Origin of the sequence: Shewanella goraebulensis (assembly GCF_030252245.1) — a bacterium.
GTDB classification, from domain to species: Bacteria; Pseudomonadota; Gammaproteobacteria; order Enterobacterales; family Shewanellaceae; genus Shewanella; species Shewanella goraebulensis.
Window position 1 is genome coordinate 1,905,075 of the sequence record NZ_CP126972.1, and the last position, 18,923, is coordinate 1,923,997.

General features: G+C 40.4%; 17 protein-coding genes. 14 read left to right on the plus strand and 3 right to left on the minus strand.

What is annotated here, in order from left to right; all coding sequences use genetic code 11:
* The first annotated feature begins 87 nt into the window (after positions 1-87).
* From QPX86_RS07935 to QPX86_RS08000, 14 genes are all read left to right on the plus strand, one after another.
* Positions 88-1,245, plus strand: a complete 1,158-nt coding sequence (locus tag QPX86_RS07935) for an acyl-CoA dehydrogenase family protein (protein WP_220753382.1) — start codon at positions 88-90, stop codon at positions 1,243-1,245.
* Positions 1,246-1,269: 24 nt separating this feature from the next.
* Positions 1,270-2,079, plus strand: coding sequence for an enoyl-CoA hydratase (locus QPX86_RS07940; RefSeq protein ID WP_285164862.1), 810 nt, complete (start codon positions 1,270-1,272; stop codon positions 2,077-2,079).
* Positions 2,079-3,194 carry an enoyl-CoA hydratase/isomerase family protein gene (locus QPX86_RS07945; protein ID WP_285164863.1) on the plus strand — a complete coding sequence of 372 codons (1,116 nt, stop codon included), beginning with the start codon at positions 2,079-2,081 and terminating at the stop codon, positions 3,192-3,194. The genes QPX86_RS07940 and QPX86_RS07945 overlap by 1 nt, the downstream gene beginning before the upstream one ends.
* 27 nt (positions 3,195-3,221) lie before the next feature.
* On the plus strand, positions 3,222-4,127 hold the full coding sequence (gene mmsB, locus QPX86_RS07950) for a 3-hydroxyisobutyrate dehydrogenase (protein WP_220753385.1): 906 nt from the start codon (positions 3,222-3,224) through the stop codon (positions 4,125-4,127).
* 67 nt (positions 4,128-4,194) lie between these two features.
* The gene (locus QPX86_RS07955) at positions 4,195-4,953 is read left to right on the plus strand and encodes an SDR family oxidoreductase (protein WP_285164864.1); all 759 of its coding nucleotides are present in this window, start codon (positions 4,195-4,197) and stop codon (positions 4,951-4,953) included.
* Positions 4,954-5,171: 218 nt separating this feature from the next.
* The gene (locus tag QPX86_RS07960) at positions 5,172-5,402 is read left to right on the plus strand and encodes an NUDIX hydrolase (protein WP_220753386.1); all 231 of its coding nucleotides are present in this window, start codon (positions 5,172-5,174) and stop codon (positions 5,400-5,402) included.
* Positions 5,403-5,733: 331 nt separating this feature from the next.
* A complete protein-coding gene (locus tag QPX86_RS07965) occupies positions 5,734-7,329 on the plus strand; it encodes an ABC-F family ATPase (protein WP_220753387.1) in 1,596 nt (531 codons plus the stop codon).
* A gap of 187 nt (positions 7,330-7,516) precedes the next feature.
* The gene (locus tag QPX86_RS07970; protein WP_285164865.1) at positions 7,517-9,511 is read left to right on the plus strand and encodes a methyl-accepting chemotaxis protein; all 1,995 of its coding nucleotides are present in this window, start codon (positions 7,517-7,519) and stop codon (positions 9,509-9,511) included.
* A gap of 179 nt (positions 9,512-9,690) precedes the next feature.
* Positions 9,691-10,497, plus strand: coding sequence for a class I SAM-dependent methyltransferase (locus QPX86_RS07975; RefSeq protein ID WP_220753389.1), 807 nt, complete (start codon positions 9,691-9,693; stop codon positions 10,495-10,497).
* A complete protein-coding gene (locus QPX86_RS07980) occupies positions 10,491-10,895 on the plus strand; it encodes a hypothetical protein (RefSeq protein WP_285164866.1) in 405 nt (134 codons plus the stop codon). Before QPX86_RS07975 ends, QPX86_RS07980 begins: the two co-directional genes overlap by 7 nt.
* Positions 10,896-11,349: 454 nt before the next feature.
* Positions 11,350-12,228 carry a virulence protein gene (locus tag QPX86_RS07985; protein ID WP_285164867.1) on the plus strand — a complete coding sequence of 293 codons (879 nt, stop codon included), beginning with the start codon at positions 11,350-11,352 and terminating at the stop codon, positions 12,226-12,228.
* A complete protein-coding gene (locus tag QPX86_RS07990) occupies positions 12,228-13,148 on the plus strand; it encodes an alpha/beta fold hydrolase (protein ID WP_285164868.1) in 921 nt (306 codons plus the stop codon). Before QPX86_RS07985 ends, QPX86_RS07990 begins: the two co-directional genes overlap by 1 nt.
* Complete coding sequence (locus tag QPX86_RS07995) at positions 13,145-14,458, plus strand: DUF4056 domain-containing protein (protein WP_285164869.1); 1,314 nt, start codon at positions 13,145-13,147, stop codon at positions 14,456-14,458. Before QPX86_RS07990 ends, QPX86_RS07995 begins: the two co-directional genes overlap by 4 nt.
* Positions 14,458-15,645, plus strand: a complete 1,188-nt coding sequence (locus tag QPX86_RS08000) for a BamA/TamA family outer membrane protein (RefSeq protein WP_285164870.1) — start codon at positions 14,458-14,460, stop codon at positions 15,643-15,645. Before QPX86_RS07995 ends, QPX86_RS08000 begins: the two co-directional genes overlap by 1 nt.
* Before the next feature lie 105 nt (positions 15,646-15,750).
* Here the strand turns inward: QPX86_RS08000 and QPX86_RS08005 are convergent, their stop codons facing one another.
* The 3 genes from QPX86_RS08005 to QPX86_RS08015 all read right to left on the minus strand — a co-directional run bounded on the left by QPX86_RS08005 (position 15,751) and on the right by QPX86_RS08015 (position 18,702).
* Positions 15,751-16,464 (minus strand): HNH endonuclease, encoded by a 714-nt coding sequence (locus tag QPX86_RS08005; RefSeq protein ID WP_285164871.1) that lies wholly within the window; start codon positions 16,462-16,464, stop codon positions 15,751-15,753.
* A gap of 147 nt (positions 16,465-16,611) precedes the next feature.
* Positions 16,612-17,289, minus strand: coding sequence for a hypothetical protein (locus QPX86_RS08010; RefSeq protein WP_285164872.1), 678 nt, complete (start codon positions 17,287-17,289; stop codon positions 16,612-16,614).
* A 951-nt stretch (positions 17,290-18,240) separates the two neighbouring features.
* Positions 18,241-18,702 carry a hypothetical protein gene (locus tag QPX86_RS08015; protein ID WP_248954501.1) on the minus strand — a complete coding sequence of 154 codons (462 nt, stop codon included), beginning with the start codon at positions 18,700-18,702 and terminating at the stop codon, positions 18,241-18,243.
* Between the last annotated feature and the right edge of the window lie 221 nt (positions 18,703-18,923).

Below are 18,923 nucleotides of genomic sequence, written 5' to 3' on the forward strand. Positions count from 1 at the left end.
CTATCGGGCAAGATAGCTCATACAAAAAGAGTTGCGATGATTGAAGCTTAAGTGACCACAGAGTCATAGTAAAAAAGGATTCAGACCATGGATTTTAATTTCAACGAAGACCAACGCCAATTCGCCGATCTTGCTCGTCAATTCGCAGCAGAAGAACTCGCACCATTTGCAGCCCAATGGGATGAAGAGCATCATTTTCCTAAAGATGTAATGAAAAAAGCTGGAGAACTTGGCTTCTGCTCACTCTATTCGCCTGAGTCAGAAGGTGGCATGGGGCTATCTCGTCTTGATGCATCAATCATTTTCGAAGAGTTATCTCATGGTTGTACTGCAACAACAGCCATGCTGACCATTCATAATATGGCAACTTGGATGGTAACGACTTGGGGCACAGAGTCACTTCGTCAGCAATGGTCAGAAGGCTTAACTACAGGTCAGTTATTAGCCTCATATTGTCTAACTGAACCAGGGGCTGGAAGTGATGCAGCATCATTGCAAACTAAAGCGGTAAAAGACGGTGATGACTACATTATCAACGGCTCAAAAATGTTCATTTCAGGTGCAGGTGAAACCGAATTATTAGTGGTAATGTGCCGAACAGGTGAAGCGGGTGCAAAAGGTATTTCTGCCATTGCAATTCCAGCAGATGCCCAAGGCGTTACTTATGGCAAAGCGGAAGATAAAATGGGCTGGAATGCTCAGCCAACGCGTTTAATTAGCTTTGAAAATGTACGTATTCCTCAAGCAAACTTACTAGGTGAAGAAGGTCAAGGCTTCACTTTTGCAATGAAGGGATTAGATGGGGGGCGCATTAATATTGCCACTTGTTCAGTAGGTACAGCGCAAGCAGCATTAGAGCGCGCCACTGAATACATGAATGAGCGAAAACAATTTGGTAAACCCATTGCTGCATTTCAAGGGCTACAGTTTAAATTAGCAGATATGGCAACTGAGTTAGTTGCGGCGCGTCAAATGGTGCGCTTAGCTGCGTTTAAACTCGATCAAAACGATCCTGAAGCCACGGCATATTGTGCAATGGCGAAACGCTTTGCTACAGATATTGGCTTTCAGGTGTGTGATAGTGCATTACAAATCCATGGCGGCTACGGTTATATCCGTGAATATCCGCTTGAACGCCACTTTAGAGACGTGCGCGTGCATCAGATTTTAGAAGGTACGAACGAAATTATGCGCCTGATTATTGCTCGTCGTTTGTTAGCCGAAAACGCCCATGCAATTTTATAAATGTCACCATTTAAGGAACGAATAATGACAAGCTCTGATTCAACGCAAACAAACGATGCAGCACAAGCAATTATAGAAACCATCAATGGTAATACGGCAATATTAACCTTAAATAACCCACCTGCGAATACGTGGACTGCAGACAGTTTAGTGCTGCTGAAAAATATCGTGGAGCGCTTAAATAGAGATAACAACATCTATGCATTGGTGATTACAGGTCAAGGTGAGAAGTTCTTTTCAGCGGGAGCCGATCTTAAATTATTTGCCGATGGTGACAAAGGTAATGCTGCGACAATGGCTAAATGCTTTGGCGATGCTTTTGAAACCTTAAGTGCATTTCGTGGCGTGTCTATTGCAGCGATTAATGGTTACGCTATGGGCGGGGGATTAGAGGTAGCGTTAGCCTGTGACTTGCGTATTGCTGAGTCTCAAGCGCAAATGGCATTACCTGAGGCTACAGTTGGTCTTCTACCATGTGCTGGTGGCACCCAAAACTTAACCGCTTTAGTCGGTGAGGGCTGGGCGAAAAGAATGATTTTATGTGGCGAGCGAGTTGATGCCGCAAAAGCTGAGCAAATTGGATTAGTTGAAGAAGTGGTAGAAAAGGGGCAATCATTGGACGCTGCAGTAACATTAGCAACAAAAGTTGCTCGTCAATCACCAAGTAGTGTGACTGTGTGCAAAAAGCTGATTCAAGCTGGACGTACAATGCCACGCACACAAGCTTTGCCATTGGAACGCGAACTTTTTGTTAGCTTATTTGATACCCAAGATCAGGCTGAAGGCGTCAATGCCTTTTTGGATAAACGTGCGGCAAATTGGAAGAACTGCTAATGACTCAAGATGTAATATTTCAAACATTAGGCACCTTATCTGGTAAATCCATTGGGGTGATTACACTCAATATTGAGAAAGCATTAAATGCATTAAATCTTGATATGGTAAAGGCCATGACAAGCCAATTACGGGCTTGGAAAGACGATGATGATATCGCCTTTGTTGTGTTAGATGGTGCAGGTGATAAAGCGTTTTGTGCTGGTGGTGATGTGCGCGCAATTTACCATGCCTCAGTGGCTACCCCTGGTGAAATGACATCACAAGCCTGTGATTTTTTTACTCAAGAATACCAGCTTGACTATTTGCTGCACCAATTCGGCAAACCTGTTTTAGTGTGGGGTGATGGAATTGTAATGGGTGGTGGTTTAGGTCTCATGGCGGGCGGTAGCCACCGTGTGTTAACCGAGCGCAGCCGCATTGCTATGCCTGAAGTGACCATTGGTTTATATCCTGACGTGGGTGGCAGTTATTTCCTAAACAGAATGCCAGGAAAGTTAGGGCTATTTTTAGGCTTAACGGCTTATAACATGAATGCTGCAGATGCTTATCATGTGAATGTGGGTAACCATTTCATGGGCAGTGGCGAGAAAGAACCATTATTTGATGCCATCGCTGAAGTGAGCTGGAGTGATGATGAAAGCTTAAATCATCAGCAGCTCACTTTGTTACTGAATAAAATGCAAGTCAGCTCAAGCGCACAACTGGGTAATAGCCCGCTAGCAGACTACCAGCCTCAAATTGATCAACTAATGTCTGGTGAAATTGAACAAGTGCATCATCAAATCACCACATTAGATACTGAGCTAGACTGGCTAAAACGTGCTCAAAAAACAGCATTAGCTGGCAGCCCATTAAGTTGGTTCTTAATTTTTGCACAAGCCAACTTAGGCACCACAAAAACCTTAGCAGAATCGTTTAAATGGGAACTCGGTGTGAGTGTTAATTGCTGCTCCAATGGTGATTTCTGTGAAGGGGTTCGTGCATTGTTGATTGATAAAGATCGTCAACCACAATGGCGTTTTAATCATGCAAGTGACGTAACAGCTGAAGCAGTGACTCAGTTACTAACATCACCTTGGGAAGCTGATAAGCACCCATTAAAAGGCATCTAGATAAAAGACAAGTAAAAGGAATTTAACATGGCTACAGTTGCATTTATTGGTTTAGGTAACATGGGCGGCCCAATGGCGGCAAATTTAATCAAAGCGGGTATGACAGTAACCGTTTTTGACTTAGTACCTGCTGCGGTTGAAGCGTTAACAGTGCAAGGAGCACTCAGTGCTAAAACTGCGTGTGGTGCTGCTGCGGCAGCAGACTATGTGATTACCATGCTGCCAGCTGGCAAACATGTGCATAACCTTTATATCGGTAACGATGAAAATAAAGGCCTACTTGATGTGGTCGCTAAAGATACCGTTTTGATTGATTGCTCGACCATTGATGCAGGTACTGCGCAAGTTGTCGGTGCTCATGCTGCTGAAAAAGGCATCGAGTTTATGGATGCACCGGTATCGGGTGGTACAGCAGGCGCAGCAGCAGGAACCTTAACCTTTATTTGTGGTGGTAGTGATAACGCTTATCAAAAAGCGCAAACAGTATTAACGGTTATGGGCGCTAATATTTTTCATGCAGGAGCTGCTGGTGCGGGGCAAATCGCTAAGATTTGTAATAATATGCTGTTATCAGTATTAATGGTCGGCACCAGTGAGTCATTGCAATTAGGTATAGATAATGGCTTAGACCCTAAAGTGTTATCTGATATCATGAAAGTCAGTAGTGGTGGTAATTGGACCCTAGAGAAATATAATCCTTGTCCAGATGTGATGGAAAATGTGCCTTCATCCAATGATTATCAAGGTGGCTTCATGGTCGACCTGATGGTTAAAGACTTAGGTTTGTCTCAGCAAGCGTCGGTAGCATCGAATTCAAGTACACCAATGGGAGCGTTAGCACGCAGTATGTACGTTAACCATGCCCGTCAGGGAAATGGCCGTCGCGATTTCTCAAGTATTTTTGAACAATTTGCCCCTGCGGATGAAAAGTAATCAATCTATGTTGATAGATTCAATTGAAATAGTGTCAGTTTAAATAAGAGTAGAAAGGATCCAGTTAATGGAAATTAAAGATAAGGTCGTAGTCATTACTGGCGGTGCTGGTGGTTTAGGTTTAGCCATGGCGCAAGACTTTGCTGCACAAGGCGCGCGTTTGGCGCTTATCGATGTAGACCAAGAAAAATTAGAACGTGCTTGTGCTGATTTAGGCGCTTCTACCGAAGTTCAAGGTTATGCACTGGACATTACTGACGAAGAAGATGTAGTTGCTGGTTTTAATTACATTTTAGAAGATTTCGGTCAAGTAAACGTGTTAATTAACAACGCGGGTATTTTACGTGATGGCCTAATGGTGAAAGCCAAAGAAGGCAAAGTGACTGATCGTATGTCTTACGAGCAATTCCAGTCAGTTATCAATGTAAACCTAACAGGCACTTTCTTATGTGGTCGTGAAGCGGCAGCAGCAATGATCCACTCACAGCAAGCTGGGGTGATTATTAATATCTCCAGTATCGCTAAAGCGGGCAACATGGGGCAGTCTAACTATTCAGCTTCTAAAGCGGGTGTAGCTGCAATGAGCGTAGGTTGGGCGAAAGAGTTGGCGCGTTACAATATCCGTAGTGCTGCCGTTGCTCCTGGTGTTATTGCCACTGAAATGACTGCTGGCATGAAACCTGAAGCATTAGAGCGTTTAGAGAAAATGGTGCCGGTTGGCCGTTTAGGTGAAGCGCAAGAAGTCGCTGCTACAGTTAAGTTCATTGTCGAAAACGACTATGTTAATGGCCGTGTAATTGAAATTGATGGCGGATTAAGCATGTAATGCTTTTGAAGTGACGCTTTAATAGCATCTGCTTTTGGCAACTTTTAACGCACTTCACGTTTGTTTTAAGCTCACTTCAAATAAGACTGTAATTGAATTAAAGCCAGCCTGTTAATGGTTGGCTTTTTTATTGATTAAATTATTGCTACCATCTTAGCAGCGTTTAACGCTAGTAAATACATAAGTTCAATACCGAAAAGTAAAAATAGGGATAAGAAATGGAAAGGCTAGAGAAAGCAATGCGGATGACTATGCTAACTGTGGGTATTGCAGGAATAGCAGTGATCTATTTTGGTTTTTTCTACTTACAATTCAATGACCAACACGGTATGACTATGCCTTGGTACTTTTTACTTTCACCATGGATTTGTGTCTATTTTGGTTTAAAGCAACAACAGCAAATCGATACCATTGCTTGGCTCACCAAAAAGTTTAGCTTTAAAAAGTAATCTCGATATAGCAAAGCATTTGCTGCAATAATGGCCGACCTTGTTGGCTATTTTTATATTGAAGTTAACAGACACTTTAAATTCATCAATTTCCCCATTAAATTATCCTCCTAAAAGCCCTAAGTTAAGTTGAAAAAATAAGCTGAAATGCTATAGTACGCCGCCTAATTATTGTGACCATGCTTATTGTTTTAAGGGTGGTTTAAAACCAGTGCTATTTACATACAGCCGCTATACTCGTTAAGCAATACTCATTTTGTTAAACGCAGTGGCTAATAAAGTCGGCACTGGTTTTTTGTTTTTGTCATAACTTGAATTTTGGAATCTCATTTTGATTACTACAGCTAACATCACCATGCAGTTTGGTTCAAAACCACTGTTTGAAAATATCTCAGTTAAATTCGGTGGCGGAAACCGCTACGGTCTTATCGGAGCCAATGGCTGTGGTAAATCCACCTTCATGAAAATCCTAACCGGTGACCTTGAACCTACAAGCGGTAATGTTTCGATTGATCCAGGCGAACGCATGGGTAAGTTGAATCAGGATCAGTTTGCTTATGAAGCATTCTCAGTGGTTGACACTGTGATCATGGGTCACAAAGAGTTGTGGGAAGTAAAACAAGAACGTGACCGCATTTATTCTTTACCAGAAATGAGTGAAGAAGACGGCATTAAGGTTGCTGAGCTTGAAATGGAATTTGCTGAGATGGACGGTTACACCGCAGAATCTCGCGCAGGTGATTTACTGATGGGTGTAGGTATTGGTGTTGACCAACACTTTGGCCTAATGAGTGAAATTGCCCCTGGTTTCAAATTACGTGTACTGCTTGCTCAAGCGCTGTTTTCAGATCCAGACGTGCTGTTACTTGACGAACCAACCAACAACTTGGACATCGACACCATTCGTTGGTTACAAGAAATGCTTAACCAACGTAACAGCACCATGGTTATTATCTCGCATGATAGATATTTCCTAAACTCTGTTTGTACTCATATGGCTGATATCGATTACGCTGAGCTACGTGTGTACCCTGGTAACTACGATGAGTACATGATGGCAGCGCAGCAAGCTCGTGAGCGTTTGCAGTCAGACAATGCGAAGAAGAAAGCGCAAATTGCAGAGCTTCAAGGTTTCGTTGCACGTTTCTCTGCTAACGCATCTAAAGCGAAGCAAGCAACGTCACGTGCTAAGCAAATTGATAAGATTAAGATTGAAGAAATCAAAGCATCTAGTCGTGTTAATCCATTCATTCGTTTCGAACAAGAAAAGAAATTGTTCCGTAATGCACTAGTGGTTGAGCAACTAGCGAAAGGTTTTGACGAAAAGCCGCTATTCTCAGGCTTCGACATGATGGCTGAAGTCGGTGAGCGTATCGCTATTTTGGGTGAAAACGGTGTGGGTAAAACCACCTTGTTACGTACTTTAGTACACGACTTACCGCAAGATGCTGGTACTATCCAATGGTCTGAAAACTCAAATATTGGTTACTACGCACAGGATCACGAAGCGGATTTTGCTAACGACATGACTTTATTTGACTGGATGAGCCAATGGCGTAAACCAGAAGATGACGATCAATCTGTTCGTGGTATCTTAGGCCGTATGCTATTCGGTTCTGACGATATTAAAAAGTCAGTAAAAGTACTTTCTGGTGGTGAAAAAGGCCGCATGTACTTTGGTAAATTGATTATGCAAAAGCCAAATATTTTGCTGCTTGATGAACCTACTAACCACATGGATATGGAATCAATTGAGTCATTAAATAACGCCCTAGAAATGTATGAAGGCACACTGTTATTCGTTTCTCATGACCGCGCATTTGTATCATCGCTTGCTACACGTATTCTAGAAGTGACGCCAAACGGCATTAACGACTTCAAAGGAACTTATGATGAGTTCTTGGCCAGCAAAGGCGTTGAAGGATAAGTTAAAGTTTTTACTTTAGATGTCGATAGAAACCTGTAAGGCTAATTAACTAGCTGTTACAGGTTTTTTTTTGCGCGAACAACAACCAGCTACTATTTTGATCTAGAATTAAGTCGCCTTAATTACATCAAAGCATGTAATTAATCGCGAAATTGCATGGAGCACTTACTCTAAGGGTAAAGATACAATGAAATGGATTACTGACCTTAAAACGCTACACAAACTTCTTCTACTGATTATTCCACCCTTGGTTATTTGCCTCATATATGGCGGCATGTTTGTGCATAATAAATATGAAACCAAGTCAGAATTAACCACAGTACTTTCTTTAAGTGACCTCGCTGTTATTAATAGCGCACTAGTACATGAGTTACAAAAAGAGCGCGGCATGAGTGCTGGCTTTATTGGCTCTCAAGGGAAATCTTTTGCCAATGGTTTACCAAACCAAAGAGCAATGTCTGATAGGCAAATCAATACCTTTAATAATATTGCTGATATTGACGATTTTCCTGAGCAAATTAGTTCAACTCTTCGTCAAATTAAAAATGAATTACAGCAATTACAATCTATCAGACGCGCCGTTGATAGCTTATCGATTTCAGTCGCCGATGAAGTGAAGTATTACACTGGGCTCAACACAGCTTTATTGTCAGTGGTCGATGAAACTGCAATGCAAAGCACTGACAGTGAGTTGTCATTAAAACTCGCCTCATTCGGGGCATTTTTACAACTTAAAGAACGTGCAGGTATCGAGCGGGCGGTATTAAGCACTACCTTTGGCCAGCAAGGATTTAAAGACGGAGTTTACGCCCGTTTTGTTACCTTAGTATCTGAACAAAATACTTACGCTGAACGTTTTAAAGCGTTAGCGACATCAGATTGGATATTGAAGTTTGATCATGCCAGTCGCTCGCGAGAAGTGAGTGACGTTGAACAACTTCGCCAAATCGCATTTTCCCAAAGTGTTGCAGCTATCAGTGAGCAAAACCCAGAAGATTGGTTTAAAACGTCAACAGGTAGAATCAATGTTCTAACAGATTTTGAACACTTCCTTGCTGATGATTTGATGACCTTAACTCAACATCGTTTAGGTTCTGCGAGCCAAATGATGTGGACATCATTATTAGCGCTGACAGTTTCCATCGTATTACTGGCGTGGTTGAGCCTGTCAGTATCAAAGTACCTTAACCGCAGCTTGAGTCATTTATTTGATAAAGTGACTCATGCAGGGAATAACTTCGATTTAAGTACCCGCATTGAACATCAGTCTGCGGATGAGTTTGGGCAACTTTCAAATGCCTTTAATGCCATGATGAATGACTTTGAAACTATTATTTTACAAGTTCGCCAAAGTGCTACTCAAGTGGTGGGCGTGGTTGAACAAGTCAATGGTTATACCCATACCATGAAACAAGATGTGGAGTTGGGTTACCTTGAAGCTGAACAAGTTGCTTCAGCCATGACAGAGATGAGCGCCACTGTAACGCAAATTGCAGCCAATGCAGTACAAGCTTCAGATGCGTCTTCATCTGCTAATAAAGAAGCACAAGTTGGTAATAATGACGTTAACAAGACAACGGTATCGATTAAGCAACTCGCTGAAGAAATCAACGAAGCATCTCTCGCTATTGAAAAACTTGACCAAGATGTGCAATCGATTGCCACTATTTTGGATGTGATTAGTGCTATTTCTGAACAAACTAACTTGCTTGCATTAAATGCAGCTATTGAAGCTGCAAGAGCTGGCGAGCAAGGGCGTGGTTTTGCGGTTGTCGCTGACGAAGTCAGAACTTTGGCTCAGCGGACTCAATCTTCTACCGATGACATTAAGCGCATGACTGACCGATTAAAGTCTGGTGCACAATTAGCTGTAAAAACAATGCAACGGGGCATGGAGAGTGCTGAGGAAAGTGTTAATGAGGTTGAGCATGCAGGGCAAGAGCTTAAGCAAATTGTGGCTGATGTGGATGTGATTGAGAGCATGAATCAGCAAATAGCTTCAGCAACTCATGAGCAAGCAGCAGTGGCGGAAGAAGTGAATCAAAATGCAATGAAAATCAGTGAAATTTATAATCAAACGCAACAAATTGCGGTATCCCTGAGTCAGCTTAATGAAAGCTTGCTAGAAGACGCTGCTGCGATGTCTGAACAAGTGCAAAAGTTTACTTTAAGCAAAAACTAAGCGAGTCAAAATTATTATAACTCTATGAGTTATTTGCGTTAATATTTAAAGCCGACCTAGATAATGTCGGCTTTTTTATAGACAATTGATAGGTAAATATTAGCGCTAAAATGTGAATCTTTATTTTACTTTGCTAATATGAGCCAATAATATTGAATAATTAAAGTATTGGATAAGTTATGGACTACCTTAGCGTCAATCAGCATGCATGGAATGAACGAGCTAAAATACATTTTGACTCTTCTTTTTATGACGTGCCAAGCTTTATCGCGGGTAAGTCATCATTGACTGAAATCGAATCAGCAGAGCTTACTAATGTTGCTGATAAGTCTTTATTACATCTGCAATGTCACTTTGGTCTAGACTCGTTATCTTGGGCGAGAAAGGGCGCTGTTGTCACTGGCGTTGATTTATCTGAGACGGCAATTAAAAAAGCTGAAGAGTTGGCGACTGAGTGCAATATTGCTGCAGAGTTTGTTTGTTCAGATGTCTATAGTTATACAGCTAAACGTCAGCATAGTTTTGATATTGTTTTTACCTCGTTTGGGGTCCTATGTTGGTTACCATGTTTAACCCTATGGGCACAGGTAATTAGTGATAACCTCAAAACTGGTGGAACATTTTATATGGCTGAGTTTCACCCTGTACAAGATGTATTAGAGGGTTATCCCTACTTTCACAAACCAGAGCCGGATGTGGTAGTTGAGGGCTCATATACTCAAGCTGAAGACTCTGCGATAGAAAGTGAGGCAGAGGTAACAACTGAAAATGAAAAGCAGACTATGGTGACTTGGGCGCATTCACTAAGTGAAGTGATAAATGCACTAATTCAAGCAGGTATTCGAATCGATGCCGTTAATGAGTTTCCATTTAGTCCTTATAATTGCTTTGAAAACCTTGTAGAGAAACAGCCAAATCAATTTCATTCCATGATAAAAGGTCAATCTATTCCGCTGGTTTTTTCCATCAAAGGAACTAAGTGTTAATGCTATTTGACTCAGGAAATAAACTGGATATTGCCAATCGCTGGGGTCGCATATTCTTCAAAATTGCAGCTGGTATTTCAACCGTGATTCTATTGATGTATCTAAGCTACTTTTATGTCAGTCCAAGTTTGACAATAGAAAATCGTTCGGACTTTGTTATTGAATCAGCAGTGATTAATCTGCCACTTAGCCGGATGGATTTTGGTGAAATAAGCACTGAAAAAGACAATACTATTTATTATGATTTAGCTCAGCTTGATGGCCAATACGAGTATCAATTATTGCTTAATAGTGGTGATATGCTCCAAGGGAAGTGCGGTTACGTGACGAACTTTGAAATTAATAAGCGTGCAGTACTTATTCTGAATGACATTGGCGAGATAAGTTGTAATTTTTAAGGCTCAATTAGCCTTTTGGTATTAAATCCATTTACCTAGTCATTAAACCATCGTTTATATTACTAGTTGATAATACCTAGTAAATTTTAAAGTTTGGCGATAATATTTTCATAGCTTAACTTGTCTAGTTTATTCCCCTATAAGATACACTCCTAACGTAATGTATCGCTATCGATACAAGTGTTGATTTTAGCTGCCAAGGCTACGTTGAGTGTTAAGTCCTTCACTTTTACTGTTATCAGTTTAACGATATATACAGGTGTATCATTAGAAATATCTTATTTCTATTTTTTTTAAGCTTAAATTAATATCAAGTCTCTATTATCCTCCCTCCCCAAATTCTGCTGTTTAATTTATCTACAACGATAAATGAAAAATTGAATGCATGCTGAGTCATTATTTTTAAGCTCAGCCCAAAGCTTTATGTTGAGTTTTTTAAGGATTACCAGTTCTAATGCTAAGAATTTTCACTGTTTTTTTATTATTTACTATCACCGCATTTAGTCAATTTGTAGTTGCTGACGATGCCATTGAAGTGCCGCAAAAATATCAGCGTGCATTTCCTATTTGGGCGCAAGAAGCGATTGATTTAGGTCATGAATTACCTAAGCCTTATGGCTTTAGCATTAATTATATGACGATGGACCAACCTCTTGTTGTCGATAGTGTTGCCTTTACGGGGTTAGGGGACTTCATTGATGACAGGATTTCCATCAATGGCAGTGAAGCACTACAAGATTCTGAAACATTAACCTTTCGTGCAGACATGTGGGTGCTGCCATTTTTGAACTTGTATGGTGTTATTGGCCATACAAAAGGCAGTAGTGTCGCTAATGTTCAGGTGGATGTTGATTTACCTTTCTTCCCTGAACTCGATCCTTTTGATTTTGAATTAAACTTTAAAGGAACAACCTACGGGGTTGGTGGCACCATTGTAGGCGGTATTGATAATTGGTTTGCGTTATTGGATGTGAACTACACTAATACCGATCTGGATATTCTCGATGGAGAAATTAGCACGATTGTTGTGTCGCCGCGAGTGGGCTACCGAACAAAAATTTATGGCCAAGATCTGCAGGTTTGGGTCGGTGCTATGTATCAAAACGTTGAGCAAACATTCAGTGGATACCTCAAAGATATTTTACTTATCGGTGGTACAGAAATTGGTGAGTTTATCGGAGATGGTAAGTTTGAGGTTAATCAACATCTTGAAGATAAATGGAATACCTTAGTCGGTGCTCAAATAAGCCTAGGCAAAGGCTTTGATTTATTACTTGAAGGCGGTTTTGGTACTCGAACAAGCTTTATGGCTGGCATTGGGTATCGTTTCTAGTGACTTTTAAAACATTGTTTTTCATCTTGATGTCAATATTGATAAGTGGTTGCTCTACTGTATCAATGGTTGATAACTATCAACAGAATCAACTGTTCAAGGCTGGGTTTGAACAGCGTCAATTGACACTTGATGAAGGCGGGGAGCTGCATTACTGGCAAGGTGGTTCCCCATCTGACTCAGTGATTATCTTACTGCATGGTTTTGGTGGCACCGGCATGACGAGCTGGTACGAAATCATGCAAGATTTAGTTCAAGACTATCATGTTATCGTACCTGACTTGCTTTGGTTTGGCAGCTCGTACAGTGATGCTCCAGCGACAATAATGAGTGAAACCCAATCGATTCAGCAGCTTATAAATAAGCTTTCGCTGACTGATGTGAGTCTTGTTGGTATTTCTTTTGGTGGCTTCGTGACATTTGATCTGATGATCAACGAACCAGAAATTGATAAAGCCGTGATGTTAGCAAGCCCTGGCATCGTATTTGCCGATGAAGACATGGATGCAATGACAAAACGATTTGGTGAAACTTCACCTGAATCGGTATTTGTGCCGCAAGATAGGGCAGGTGTCAGGCATCTACTAGAAAATACTTTTGTAAATTATCCTTGGTATCCAAGCTTTATTGATGAGCAAATATATCAAGTATATTTCGCTGATCACCTGACCGAGAAACAATCCCTTATTACTACGTTACCCGCTTATCGTGACCAACTTAACCCTAATGAGTTTAAAGACCATTTGCCACCATCATTACTTATCTGGGGTGAAAATGACATGGTGTTTCCACAGGAAAAGGGCATAGAGTTTTCTGAGTTTTTGAACGCGCCAATTATTATTATTCCAGACGCATCCCATGGCTTGAGCAATGACTTTCCCGAACAAATTAGTCAAATGATCAGAGACTTTATTCAATGATGTGTAATTATCAGCAAACTGCTTTAATGGGCACGATTTTACTTACGACTTTACTTGCTGGCTGTTCAACCAGTGAATGGCAGGTAAGTGCAACGCCTAATGAATCAGCAGTAGTCGCGGCGTTAGATAGTCAACCTGATCCGGCATTATTGCGCGATATTAGTTTGCCGTTGAATGCGCCAATCACACTGCCTACAAGTGTAAGGCCCTGCTGCGCATTTGGCAGCGGACAAAAGGTGAAGCTTGGCGCCATGACGATTCCATTTTATCGTCATGCTAATACCATATCTCTTGAAGACTTAGGTGCCCATGCTTATGAAGCTGGTAGCTTTAGCCACCAAAAATCAGCGCCCGATGAGGGTCGAAGTGGGGAGAATAATGGCATAATTTATACTCGTAAAGGCGGTTTTATTGATTTAGCCCACGTACGAGATACCGCAGATAATGCCGTGGCATTGTTTTATCAAATACACCCGCGTCTTGGTGAACCGCTCTCAATCTCTCTTCCATTTGAAATTGGCCCAAGAACCATTGAAATTGAGGCCTTTAAAGTTGGCCATTTAACAGCCGCTCAACGTTGGGAGTTAGCAGCTGCGATGGCAGTTCGTTTGGCTTATTCAATGGCTGAGGCTCATGAAATAGCTCAGTACCATGGTTATCGCAGTTTTGCACCGTGGACTGAAGATGTATCGGCTTACTCGCCAGAAGACCTTTATTCCAACATGTTAGGGTCAAAAATTGCGCTCGCGGTGCTGACTAACAATTTAGCCATGACACGCCAGCAATATAACTACCATATGACCTCATGGATATCAGCAACGCTGGCATGGTTAGAACCTGTTTCGGCGACAGAAACTGATGCTTTATTTGATGTTATTGATGGTTATTGGTGGGATGCTAACGAGCCAATGCCAAATAAATTTATGTTACTTAAACGTCACTATGAGTTAGGTGATAAGCAATCGCCATATTTGGTGCCTAAAGACATGGCCATAAAAAGTAACAACTGGTCAGCGCTTGAGCATATATATCATTCAGACAAAGCAGCGCATGACCTTACATTAGCCAATAATGTCCACGGCATTGTTATTGATGATGTCGCTAAGCAGTGGCTTTATGTCGATGCCAAATTTGAGGCAAGTTTTAACCATATACCTGAATCATTGTGGCGTGATGGATTTACACAACAAGTCTTTTTTGAATTGAGCCAGTACAACCAAATATTAGACGAACAGATGCTACAGGACCATTTATCTCAGCGCCCGCAATTACCATTAGCGAAAGAGCAATCAACACAAGGGCAACTGTAATGTCGGTGAATCATTATTTTATCTCTGGGCTGTTGTCTGTTTGCATTTTTTTTTCAGCAAGTGCATCAGCGTCAGAGACAAGTCAACTAGCATCATCAGCAGGCGAGTCTTTAACAAGTGACGAAGAACTTGGCTGGCTTGAAGATTTTTTGCAAACTCTAGGTGCTGATGGTGAGTTTGATGCAGATAAACTGATTGATTTTAGTTTTTTACCTGGCCCTTTTTATAACCCCGAAATGGATTTAGGCGTTGGTATTTCAGCCGTTGGTTTGTATCAAGTTGACCCTAATGATGAAGTGAGCCAGTTATCTTCTTTGGTGATCAATGGTTTAGCATCAATCAATGGCGCACTCGGTGTCGGCATCGAAAATAAAACCTTTTTAAATGAAGACCGTCAGCGGTTTTATTTAACCGCTGAAATGTTTGATATACCAGATGTGTTTTACGGCGTCGGTTATGATGAAAATCATCAAGATGATAATCGAGTCGACTTTAACGGTCGGTTAGTTCGAGTCAACCCGATGTTTTTACATCGGCTAACATCCAATGTTTTTGTTGGAGCAGGGTTTGATTTTAATTATGCCAAAGCGAGTAGCATCGACATGCTAGATTCAGATGTCGATGTTAGCCCTTTACTCGAAACATCACGCAGTGTCGGGGTTAACTTTTTAATTAACTACGACAGCCGTGACAATGTGCTTAATCCTGAACAAGGTAAAATAGCGCAAATAGACACGGGTATTTATCGTCAGGATTTGGGCAGTAAAACTGACTTTGAAATCGTTAATGCACTTTACAGTACCTATTATCAAATGGGTGACTCTGATGTTCTTGCATGGCAAGTGCGTGGCAGATTTACCCATGGTGATGTCCCGTGGGATCAGCTGTCAAAAGCAGGCGGTGGAGATTTACTGCGGGGTTACACTTCAGGTCGATACCGAGACAAACAAATGGTATTGGCGCAAGTTGAGTACCGCCAAGACTTACCCGGTCGTCACGGGATGGTTTACTGGGTTGGCGCTGGCGTGATTTCAGATACGTTCAGTGAATTAGCTTCAGCCGACATATTACCTAATACAGGAATAGGTTATCGATTCGAGGTTAAACCAAGGGTGAACCTAAGATTAGATCTCGCTTTCGGTGATGGTGATACTGGGTTCTACTTTAACGTGAATGAAGCATTTTGATGCCTATTGCTTGTCGGTTATTTAGCTAAAACCGACAAGGTCAATTTTGTACAAAAGTGAGTTAGGAACCCCCTTGGCTAATTAGCATTTGATCAATAATTAAGTTTATTCTGACCCCACATGTTTAAATATTATACATTTCAATTCGTTAGGTGAAATTGTATGTCCTTTTCGGTGTAACATTGCATGACAATTGGGGCATACTGGAATAAGGTCTTTAACTGGATCAACTTCATATTCCTTTTTTATTTCTGATAATGGCACTATGTGATGAACATGAATGAACTCCTTACCACGTTCACCATAAGTTTTTTCAAAGTCAAACTCACAAATCTTGCAGAGATACCCCAATTCATCTAAACAAGCCTGACGTGCTTGAGGGTCTCTTTCATATGCATTAACGGTTATAGTTTTTTTTGCTCCCTCAAAAATCGAACTGCCACTTCCGGTAGTTTCTTTACTTTGGGTAACTTCTATTTGAACAGCTTTAAAAATATCACCTTCAACCACCAACTTTCTTTTTTCTATTAATGGATTAAACCCATTAGCTAATGTCTCACCTTTTTTATTCTTCTTAGTTATGGTCTCAAAAACTAAAAGGTCGTATCCTTGATTTAGAACTTTATCTATATGTTTTAGAGAATGTGAGTAGCCATTTCTCGACCATGAAGGGCTTAAAATCACATCCCCATTTCCCACATTCAGACTAAAAAGAATCTGCTTTTTTGAGTCACTACAATAAGAATACTTACCTTGGGTTGATTTAAATGAGAGCCCCATAACTCGATTAACAAATTCTGTTCGTGTTTCATTTGCCATTGTAATCCCTATTTACAGATAATTTATATGAATAAAGTGCGGACAATTGAGGCCCAGCTAACGCCCTAATAATGGGCAAAAAATTGTTTGCTAAAATGTTGAGGTACGAAAACAGCAAACTGTTTTTTGTCCTTATTAATTAGCTTGTTAAGTAGCATTATACGCTACTGCCTGAATCCAACCATTAAAGTTTTTGCTATATCTTTTTATGAACTCGAGCTGTTTATTAAATACATCTAGTCGCTCGTTTTCGTAACCACCTGCAATATATAATTGCCTAGTTGATGGCTTTATTTTTGAATGTAATAACATTAATGAAGCATGGCTATAACCGTTATAGAATTTCTTAGCCCCAACCAAAAACTCCACTCCGTCCTCGTTTAAGCCAAGTGCAACTTTATTTTTAACTACAACATCAATTACTTTATCAGCCCTAGTGTGGTTACTCTTTTTTAAGTAATCGTTATAGAAGTTAAATTTGTGCTTACCGTTAGCAACAACTAAATCGACTTCCTTTTTTAATAATGCCGAATAACAAAGAGATTCATAAGATATTCGCATGGAATTACCAGCGGGAGCAATATGTCCTAATACAAGTAATTGACTAGCAGTAACAGCTGATTCAATAGCTAGAAATATATACCCCGAAACAGTTGATGCTCTATTAGATGGATCGTTATTACACGGGGACTTTTCGAGTAAATTAAATGCATCTGAGAATATTTTCGAAAGTTCTAGAAGTTCAGTTTCAAAATCATTGATAAATGCTTCTCTCGATTTATCATCATCGCTTGAAATGTATTTATAAATTTCTGAATATTCCACCGAGCTAGTCCTTGCTACTTAACAGCGTATTAGCGCGAATTCCGATAAACACCCTAGGGTACCTTACCGAATTCTAATCACTTTCAGCTTTATTTATTAATAATTTTAGTAACTTATCAGTAAGAATTCTGTGAGGCAATGACCATTTTTGCGGCGAAAACGAGAATGTGGATAATCGAGAATTGTTTTGGGTCGTTATGTAAACTTTCTAAAGTTTAAAATGCATATATTTCAATGATATAAATTTATTAGTTTGGGAAATCGAGAATTTTTGGCTTTTACATAACGAGAAGCAAATACAGTTAATTGCTGCATTTTAATTATAACTGTATAAATATACAGTTAGTTGCAGAACTTTCGGGGCAAAAACGTTTTAAGTCCATCAACTCTATACTTCATTTATATTGGCTCTTATTCAGCAGTCCATCACTTCAGCTTAACCAATTGCCTGCCGCAGGCTTTTATGCAGATACATCCAAGACACGCCGTAAACACATCCATGTGGGCTCTGCGAAAACATCCATGTTTTCGAAGGTCTTGAACGCATCTACATTGGGGTTATTATCTCTTCGATTTGACTGTAATTGTGACAATTTAAAGAGTTAAAAGACTCAATTTGAATTGAGGACGTTGAAGAAAATCGCGTGAGTCCTGACATGGATGTCAGGCTAGCTTTCGAGGGGAAGGGAGGCCCCATCGGAAGCATTAGCATTTTCGAATAAGTCTGAAGTTAGCAAAAAACGAAGTTAAAAGCTGGATCATTCCCCATCGAAAATTATGCGCTTTTCAGCATTTTTCGTCTGGGGCGCTGAGGGTTTGTTAAGGGGGGACAAGCGCTTTCCCCCTTGACTCTGGTGTGGGCGAAGCACCACGACGTTAAATTGTCTAAAATTACAAACAAGGAATGGGGCATCAATCATTTAGCCCCAAGCAATTCTAGACTGTTTGATATTACTGCTTTTCGGCAATATGGTTGTATTTTAAGCCTGCTTCCTGAAAAATTTTTTCTAACGCTTCTTGGATCATGAAATCTGGATCTTTCCTAGCTAAAGAAGTTCGGAAAGACTCACCAGTAATTAGCAATTGCTTATTTTCAGCTTTTCTAAAATCTATCTTTATCTTGATCAAGTAATTCGTAATATCCCACTGCCAATTATCAACATAAGTGATAACAATATTAGCGTCATTTGGAACTTCAGTACCATCCAAAGGAGTGGCTGGATAACCTAGCAAAGTTAGCTTATCCGCAATAATGTAATTCAAGTTTCTTTTATCAGGGGAAAAATGTTGTACATATACATTACCTAATTCAGTCAATGATTGACCAGGGGCAACAGTTGCTTCAAGTCTCGTAGCGCAGCCCGTCATAGTAGCTATTACACTTAACAGCAATACAAATTTTAATATTTTCACAACCATACTCTTATAATTGTTATTTGGAGCGTAAATACTAAACTATCTAAAAACCTAAGTAATTGACTTAAAACAATGTTGAATATGCACAATGTTGTGGCTAAGTAATATTGGCCACCGTTCTAGATTGATTAGTGCAGAACATGTGAAATAAGAAAATCTATGGTAAACCGAAATTAATATATTGCGATTTAGAAACAACGTTAACTCATTTCGGGGCA

Coding starts and splice junctions, on each gene's coding strand:
- QPX86_RS07960 (WP_220753386.1), top strand. CDS start 5,172: ATGGAAAGGCTAGAGAAAGCAATGCGGATGACTATGCTAACTGTGGGT.
- mmsB (WP_220753385.1), top strand. CDS start 3,222: ATGGCTACAGTTGCATTTATTGGTTTAGGTAACATGGGCGGCCCAATG.
- QPX86_RS07935 (WP_220753382.1), top strand. CDS start 88: ATGGATTTTAATTTCAACGAAGACCAACGCCAATTCGCCGATCTTGCT.
- QPX86_RS07945 (WP_285164863.1), top strand. CDS start 2,079: ATGACTCAAGATGTAATATTTCAAACATTAGGCACCTTATCTGGTAAA.
- QPX86_RS07970 (WP_285164865.1), top strand. CDS start 7,517: ATGAAATGGATTACTGACCTTAAAACGCTACACAAACTTCTTCTACTG.
- QPX86_RS08000 (WP_285164870.1), top strand. CDS start 14,458: ATGTCGGTGAATCATTATTTTATCTCTGGGCTGTTGTCTGTTTGCATT.
- QPX86_RS07995 (WP_285164869.1), top strand. CDS start 13,145: ATGATGTGTAATTATCAGCAAACTGCTTTAATGGGCACGATTTTACTT.
- QPX86_RS08005 (WP_285164871.1), bottom strand. CDS start 16,464: ATGGCAAATGAAACACGAACAGAATTTGTTAATCGAGTTATGGGGCTC.
- QPX86_RS07955 (WP_285164864.1), top strand. CDS start 4,195: ATGGAAATTAAAGATAAGGTCGTAGTCATTACTGGCGGTGCTGGTGGT.
- QPX86_RS07975 (WP_220753389.1), top strand. CDS start 9,691: ATGGACTACCTTAGCGTCAATCAGCATGCATGGAATGAACGAGCTAAA.
- QPX86_RS07985 (WP_285164867.1), top strand. CDS start 11,350: ATGCTAAGAATTTTCACTGTTTTTTTATTATTTACTATCACCGCATTT.
- QPX86_RS07940 (WP_285164862.1), top strand. CDS start 1,270: ATGACAAGCTCTGATTCAACGCAAACAAACGATGCAGCACAAGCAATT.